This window comes from Xenorhabdus santafensis (assembly GCF_033949405.1).
GTDB classification, from domain to species: domain Bacteria; phylum Pseudomonadota; class Gammaproteobacteria; order Enterobacterales; family Enterobacteriaceae; genus Xenorhabdus; species Xenorhabdus santafensis.
The window spans coordinates 1-7300 of the sequence record NZ_VCDN01000028.1; the positions used below are offsets into that span (position 1 = coordinate 1).

Sequence of the window (7300 nt, forward strand, 5' to 3'; positions counted from 1 at the left end):
ATAACCGGTCGCTACACCAAGCCGCCAATCATTGCCCAAATCTTTATCAGCACCGAGCAAGACACCATAGTTAGATATGCGGTAACCACTAATGTCATTGTTGCCCTTAGCACGCTGCCAGTTACCTATCATCTTCGCCCAGACCCCCTTGTGATCTGTTCTGATATTTTGCCCGATCATGTCACCGTCTGCCTGACGTAAACGGGTATTCAGCGTATCGCGCAGATAACGGCTGCTATCCATTTGAGCACCCGCTATATCGGCATGGATTTGACCAGACGAAAGTTGCTGGAATGCTTGGCGAGCTTGCGCGGGGGTGTCAGACATCAGAATGCTTTCATACACCGGGTGCCCCAGATTCAGCCTATCAGCAGCATTAGCCAATGAGCGCTCATTAGTGGTCTGAGCAAAACTGGCAAAACGGGTCGCGTTGCGTTTGATATCCAACATCACACGATCAGGCTGATAGCTAAGCCCAGTACCAATGAACAGATAATTCGGATCGACAGCAGAAAACTGACCTTTGATCCCATTGCTTGCCTGCAAGATATTGTATTTCTGACCAAGTAAACTGCGGACTTCTGGTTTAGATAACAAGTTGCTGCCGTTTTCCAGTTTAACTTTAACTTCACCGCCTTTGAGTGTGACTGAACCATTGCTGCTAATGCTATCGCCATAGCCTTGGCTATTGGGTGCCACTTCAACATGGTAGAACGAACCCTCGTTGAAAGTGACATTGCGATCGACACTCAATGTACCACTTGAGCCTACATTGCCTGGGGCAATATTCGCGCCGGCATGGGCAAAGATAGAACCCACTTTACCATTTCCACTCAAGGTCGCACCGTTCTGTACGGTAACGTCTGAGGTGATGCCGCCGCTGACCTGCAACAAGCCATTTTCTACCAGCGTAGGGCCTTTGTACGTACTGTTTTTACCGGCAAGTTCGAGTATACCCTTGCCCGTTTTCGTCAATCCACCGTGGCCACTGATATTGTTGTTCCAACTATCATAGGCGCACTCAATGCTGTCACATACCCGTTCTACTGTGGTTCCTTTTTCAACCACGCCGCCGATGCCGGGGATATTAGCTGTAAATTGGGTTTCAGTATAAGAGCCCTTAATATAGAACTTTTCAGGAATATCTTTCTCTGTGATGAACATTTTAGGCCCATCAATAGCCTCTTTCAGATTCAGCATTCCCCAACCATATTTTTCATCCAGACCGGGATCGCCCAAATCGGTGGCCGTGGTTTTGAGAACATCTGAAATTTGCCCGGTAGTCATGTACGGGAAGCGCTGCATCAGAACGGCTGCGGCTCCAGCCACATGAGGAGACGCCATCGATGTACCGGTATAAGCCTCATAAGTAGGATCAATCTTCAATTCGTTATTATCGAGGGCATCTTCATCTATTCTTCCTCCCTGATATAGCGAAGCGAAAGTGCCTGTACTACTGTAAATTTTTGTGCCGGGCGCAGACAAACAGTAGCTGGCGGTATAACCACAGCTTGTCGATGAAAGATTGAGCTTATTTTGCTGATCTAGGTTGGCGACACTGAGGTAATTTTTCAATGCATCAGGGAAGAAATACGGCATGCCGGCATGTAGCCAAGTCACGTTATAGTTATTGGCATTTCCCGCGGCAAAAACAACTAATTTCCCTTCACGTGCCGCCCGTAATAAACCTGCCGTTCTCGTGGTGTAGTCATCACGGACTGGAATAGGGGAGCGACTTAGCCTATCGATTTCATCTTTGATTGGTTTGACATAATCTTTGACATCGTCCAATGTCACTTGATAATAGTGCACCGTACCATTTGGTAACCGGATTGGCCTACCGTTTTCATCTTTATAGTATTTAGGACGAACACCCCAGCTATTGTTAATAATGCGGGCATTGCTCTGTATCATAGCTTCTGTGCGGTTGTATTGGTTTTGCAAATACTTGCCAGTAATCAGCCCCGCATCAAATGCCACGCCATGCATTCCCTTACCATCACGGCTCGCGGCAATGATGCCGGAAACATGGTTGCCGTGGGCACCGAACTCAATGATTCCAGTGTAAGGGTTCTCGTCGTAATTCCACGGATCTTCCGGGCTAAGAATGTGCAGTTTTTTGGCAAATTCTGGGTGGTGGGTTACCGCCTCATCCAACACACCAACATTGATGCCTTTTCCTGTATAACCCCTTGCATAAGCATAATGGGCGCCAATAGCGGCCAATCCCCATTGATGGTTAAATTCTTCCGATAACCAGCTGTCAGGTAGATTTTTCTTACCCTGTTCTTGATATTCGGTCGCTGCCATAGACGCATTTACAGGTAATAATCCAAAAAATAATGTCATCCACAAAAATATCGGTCGTGCCGAATTGTTTTTTTTCATGAGAGAGTTTCCATTTTTAATAAAGTGGAGACTTTCAATTCGCTGTTTGGCACTTTGCTCCTTGAAAAGTCCTTATTTATAAAACCGATGATATAAATTTCGGCAAACAGGCAGGGGGATATATCCCTATATAATAAAATACAAAATATAGGTTAAACTTTGTCATAACCATCTGCTTGCAGAGCGATATAGCATAATAATTAAGACCAAAATGCAATATTTATTGTTAACCATTTTGCAACATATGTTAAACAAAAAAGCAAAATACCAAAAAGTGCGTAACTAGCTGATTGTGATCATGTTTTTGTGATCAAGTGAAACCTTAACGGCCTTAATTGTTAAAATTTGGTTAACGATAATGCCTGTTTATAATATTGATTGAAATGGAGGTTTATTTCGTTTTTGGTTTTATTAATGGGTAATTAGTTATTAACCATTAAAACTGATGATGGAGGAAAAGGTATTGCAGTGATTAATTATTTATTCTTCCGTTATAAATATATTTATTAATAATTACGAATGATAGAAAATAAATTTAAAATTATCTTTCCTTAAGTAGCATAGCTTATAAAGGAAACGTTGTTTATAATGAGAAGGTTTAATATTGAAATAGGAGTAGATGGGAAGAGATTAAAACTAAAAATGTGTTTAAACAACAGATACCCATGACACCAACCAAATAAGAAAAATACTATGCTGACTTCTTTATCAATTTCCAACTATCGTTCCGTCTCTGAACTTACCATGTCGTTGGGGCAATTGAATGTTATCACGGGTGAGAATGGCAGTGGAAAATCGAATTTATACAGAGCATTACGCCTGTTAGCTGAAACAGCGAAAGGCGGGGTGATTAACTCCTTGGCTGAATAAGGGGGGTTGTCATCCACTTATTGGGCAGGCCCCGAAGTGATTTCTTCTGGAATGCGGCGGGGGGATACTCAGATTGAAGGGCTGCAACGTAATAATGCCCTGCGGCTTAAATTAGGGTTTTCCAGTGATAATTTTGGTTACATTATTACATTGGGATTGCCTCATCCAAGCAGTTCTGCATTTTGCCGTGATCCTGAAATTAAACGGGAGGTTATTTTTAATGGCCCATATTACCGGCCTGCCTCATCTTTAGTGGAACGTAGGGGAAATAGCATTAAAATTCGAGATGGTCGGCAGTGGAAAGTTGTTTCACAGCACGTTCCTGTATACGGTAGCATGTTTGATTGGTTGGCTGATCCAACTGCTGTACCTGAAGTTTTTCACGTCCGTGAAATGATCCGAAACTGGCGATTCTATGACCATTTCCGCACCGATAAAGACGCTCCTGCTCGCCAAACCCAATTAGGCACACGAACTCCCATTCTGCACCCTGATGGGCGGGATTTGGCTGCTGCGCTTCAGACTATTATAGAAATCGGCGATCCTAACGCGCTTTACCAGGCTATTGATGATGCATTTCCCGGCTGCCGACTAGAGGTTATTTCTCATCATGATGGTCGTTTCTCGCTTGCATTTCACCAAAAAGGCTTACTTCGTCCTCTCTCTGGCACAGAGTTATCAGATGGAACGCTGCGTTTTATTCTTTGGGTCGCTGCGCTTTTAACCCCTCGACCTCCTGAGTTGATGGTGCTTAATGAACCTGAAACCAGCCTGCACCCTGATCTATTGCCTGCTTTGGCAAGGCTGATTTTGAGGGCATCACAACACTCTCAAGTTTGGGTTATCTCACATGCAAATCGGCTGGTGAATAGCCTTATCCATACCCCAAACTGCCAACATATTGAGCTGGAAAAAGAATTAGGGCAAACCAAAATCAGGGGCCAAGGTATACTGGACGCTCCCGCCTGGCATTGGCCCAATGAGGGTTGAAAATGGCAAGCCTTCAGTTTTCTGCATGAACAATGAGGCGCAAGTGTCTTTCGACATCAATAACCATTGACGTATAGTCAAAAGAAATTCTTCGGCCATCGAGATTTAATTCCCTAACACCGTTGCAGGGTTGATATATTTCATGCCTGTGCCACATTTCGTAGAAATCAGGGGAGATCTTCAGTAGATTATTGACGAGATCTTGCATATAAGTGTTTTGAGTTGTCAGGGCATAATCACGGCGAAAACTCGCCAGTAAGCGATAGGCATATTTTTCCCAATCGCATAATAGCTGCCGATAATATTCGCTGGTAAATAATAACCACAGGAAGTTTTGTTGTGTGCTTTCAAACTGGCTAAAACGAAAATATGCATCAGCGGGTTGGTTATAAGCTAAAACATCCCAGTGAAGATTAAGTACATACGTTAAATGTGGAGATAGATCATCCATAATGCGTTTAATCAGCGGGGAAACGACGTACTGTGTTTCCCCCGTTTCAGCGGGTTCACGCATATGTGCCAATAAATATAGATGCCTTCTTTCAGCCGTATTCAGCATTAACACTTTGGCAAGATTATCCAAAAAAGCCGCTGAAACCCCGATATCCCGACCTTGTTCCAGCCATGTATACCAGGTTAATCCAACACCCGATAAAGCCGCGATTTCTTCACGTCTTAAACCCGGCGTGCGACGACGCCCAATATTGGGTAACCCAACAGACTCAGGATTGATATTTTCTCTTTTAGCGCGTAAGAAATTGGCTAATTCAGTACGAGAACGCAGTAGTTTTGTCATTTTTTTAGACCATTACTTTTAATAACAGTATAAGTGGTTAAATTGTAACAGCATAATAAGGTCATTAGAATCCAGCGATATCAGGCCATTTATCGCTAAAATTGTGAGGGTTCTAATTATGACCAAGAAAGATTATATAGCTCTGTCGGTGCTGTTATCCGCTGGATTTCTGACTATTTTTGATCTTTTCGTTGTCAATATTGCCATCGCTAATATCCAGTTACATTTACAGGCAAGTTTATTACAAATTACGCTTGTCATTGTCAGCTATGAAATCGGGTTTGGTTTATTGTTGATCACGGGAGGGCGCTTAGGGGATTTATTTGGCCGGCGACGGTTATTTCAGATAGGCATATTCACTTTTATCTTAACTTCCTTACTATGCGGGCTTTCGCCTACCGCAAATTTCTTGATTTTTGCACGTTTTATTCAAGGTTTATCCGCCGCGCTATTATTCCCTCAGGTTTACGCCAGTATTCGCGTTAGTTTTGATGAAAATAATAGCCGCCGGGCATTTGGTTTACTCGGGATGGCCCTAGGTTTGGCTGCCATTGCCGGGCAGATATTAGGTGGCTGGATAATTTCTGCGAACTTATGGGATTTACAGTGGCGTACTATTTTTCTGGTAAACGTCCCCGTCGGTTTGTTGGCGCTGGTTTTTTCAAGGAATATCCGTGAAAGTTTTGCCCCCGAAAAATCAGAATTGGATTTGATGGGCGTATTGCTTTCCAGTCTTGGGATCTTTGCCTTATTGTTGCCATTATTGATAGGCCCAACATTTAACTGGCCTATGTGGTGCTGGGCATTACTTTTCTTCGCTTGTATTACACTCCTGCAATTTGCACGGCATGAAAAACAATACGCCAAGCAGGGGAAAAAGCCTTTATTGGATTTTAATCTGTTAAAAAATAAACAGTTCTTTCTAGGATGTGTACTGGTTTTGTTTATTTATTCCACTTCCAGTTCATTTTTCCTTGTTTTCGCGTTGTTTTTACAAAACGATTTAGGTCTTGAACCATTCAATGCTGGATTACTTTTTGCGCCTGCCAGCGTAGCGTTTGTTTTCTCCTCGCTTAATGCACCTCATTTGGTTAAACGTTTTGGCAGTAACGCCATAACCGGCGGTGCATTACTCTATTTTCTCTCTTTTATTGCCTTGATTGTTACCATTATGGCAATTTCATCAATGACAATATTATTATTTTTAATCGTGCCAATCCTGATGTTTCTTGGATATGGGCAGGGTTTAATCATGACGCCTTTACTCAATATTGTTTTATCCTTTGTGAATGTACGCTTTGCTGGTATGGCGTCAGGTATTATTGCGACATTACAGCAAGTCGGGGCTGCATTTGGGGTGGCCATAGTCAGCGTATTGGTTCAGTACCATATAAATAGTGTGGACTCCCTCTCTTCTACAGCATCTCAAAATGCCTTTGCCCAAAGTATGCTCTACAATGTTTTTGCTGCTTTGGTTTCATTTTATTTATTGAGAATATTACATCGGAATAAGATGCAAACGCCCTAAAAACGATCGACTTAAAAGCGATCGACTTAAAAACAATCGCCGTAAGAATAATAGGCATAAAGAGGATAATAATGATGAGTAAGAAAATTACTGATATTGCTGCACTGGAACAAATATACGGAAAGCCTTACGGGGGTTCAGTATTTAAGGAAGTCAGTTATATTCACCCTGTATATCGTCCTTTTATTGAATCTTCGCCTTTTGTTGCATTGGCGACGGTTGGGCCTGAAGGAATGGATGTTTCTCCTCGCGGTGATCAAGCTGGTTTCATTCATATTGAAAATGAAAAAACATTGCTGTTGCCAGACCGGGTAGGGAATAACCGCGTTGATAGCTTGCGTAATATCTTACAGGATGATCGAGTCGCGCTATTATTCTTAATTCCGGGTATTGGTGAAACATTGCGCATAAACGGTCGGGCAGAAATTATTATTGATCCTGAAATATTAGAGCGTTGTGCTTACCGCGATAAACTGCCTCGTTCAGTATTGCGTATTACGGTAGATACTGTTTTTTTCCAATGCTCACGTGCTACCTTGCGTTCAGGTTTATGGGATGCTTCTGCTCAACTGGAACGCAGTGCCTTACCCAGTGCCGGAAAAATCTTAAAAGAGATCAAAAACGATTTTGATGACGTAGATTACGATGCAAAATTACCTCAGAGACTGAAAGACAATCTGTACTAATCATGGTTTTTGTTTTTATTGATCTATACGCAATGAATTTCA

The 7300-nt window shown here is 42.6% G+C and carries 6 protein-coding genes; 4 read left to right on the plus strand and 2 right to left on the minus strand.

Translation table 11 applies throughout. The features are described 5' to 3' along the window. Nucleotides 1-2388 (minus strand): S8 family serine peptidase (locus FE392_RS08385; RefSeq protein WP_319929779.1); only part of this gene is annotated, 2388 nt, incomplete at its 3' end. Nucleotides 2389-3081: 693 nt separating this feature from the next. Between FE392_RS08385 and FE392_RS08390 the strand changes: the two genes are divergently transcribed. Together FE392_RS08390 and FE392_RS08395 are read left to right on the plus strand one after the other, a co-directional pair. Continuing rightward, nucleotides 3082-3258 (plus strand): AAA family ATPase, encoded by a 177-nt coding sequence (locus FE392_RS08390; RefSeq protein WP_319929780.1) that lies wholly within the window; start codon nucleotides 3082-3084, stop codon nucleotides 3256-3258. Between the two features lie 6 nt (nucleotides 3259-3264). Further along, complete coding sequence (locus FE392_RS08395; RefSeq protein ID WP_319929781.1) at nucleotides 3265-4248, plus strand: AAA family ATPase; 984 nt, start codon at nucleotides 3265-3267, stop codon at nucleotides 4246-4248. 13 nt (nucleotides 4249-4261) lie between these two features. Here FE392_RS08395 and FE392_RS08400 read toward each other — a convergent pair whose 3' ends face one another. After that, nucleotides 4262-5044 (minus strand): helix-turn-helix transcriptional regulator, encoded by a 783-nt coding sequence (locus FE392_RS08400; RefSeq protein WP_319929782.1) that lies wholly within the window; start codon nucleotides 5042-5044, stop codon nucleotides 4262-4264. A 118-nt stretch (nucleotides 5045-5162) separates the two neighbouring features. Here FE392_RS08400 and FE392_RS08405 point away from each other — a divergent pair, with 118 nt between their 5' ends. Both FE392_RS08405 and FE392_RS08410 read left to right on the plus strand, forming a co-directional pair. After that, complete coding sequence (locus tag FE392_RS08405) at nucleotides 5163-6572, plus strand: MFS transporter (RefSeq protein ID WP_319929783.1); 1410 nt, start codon at nucleotides 5163-5165, stop codon at nucleotides 6570-6572. Between the two features lie 71 nt (nucleotides 6573-6643). Then, complete coding sequence (locus FE392_RS08410) at nucleotides 6644-7258, plus strand: pyridoxamine 5'-phosphate oxidase family protein (protein ID WP_319929784.1); 615 nt, start codon at nucleotides 6644-6646, stop codon at nucleotides 7256-7258. Nucleotides 7259-7300: the final 42 nt, after the last annotated feature.

What these genes read in the sequence shown, in the direction of transcription:
- FE392_RS08400 (WP_319929782.1), bottom strand. Translation starts at nt 5,044, where the DNA reads ATGACAAAACTACTGCGTTCTCGTACTGAATTAGCCAATTTCTTACGC.
- FE392_RS08390 (WP_319929780.1), top strand. Translation starts at nt 3,082, where the DNA reads ATGCTGACTTCTTTATCAATTTCCAACTATCGTTCCGTCTCTGAACTT.
- FE392_RS08410 (WP_319929784.1), top strand. Translation starts at nt 6,644, where the DNA reads ATGATGAGTAAGAAAATTACTGATATTGCTGCACTGGAACAAATATAC.
- FE392_RS08405 (WP_319929783.1), top strand. Translation starts at nt 5,163, where the DNA reads ATGACCAAGAAAGATTATATAGCTCTGTCGGTGCTGTTATCCGCTGGA.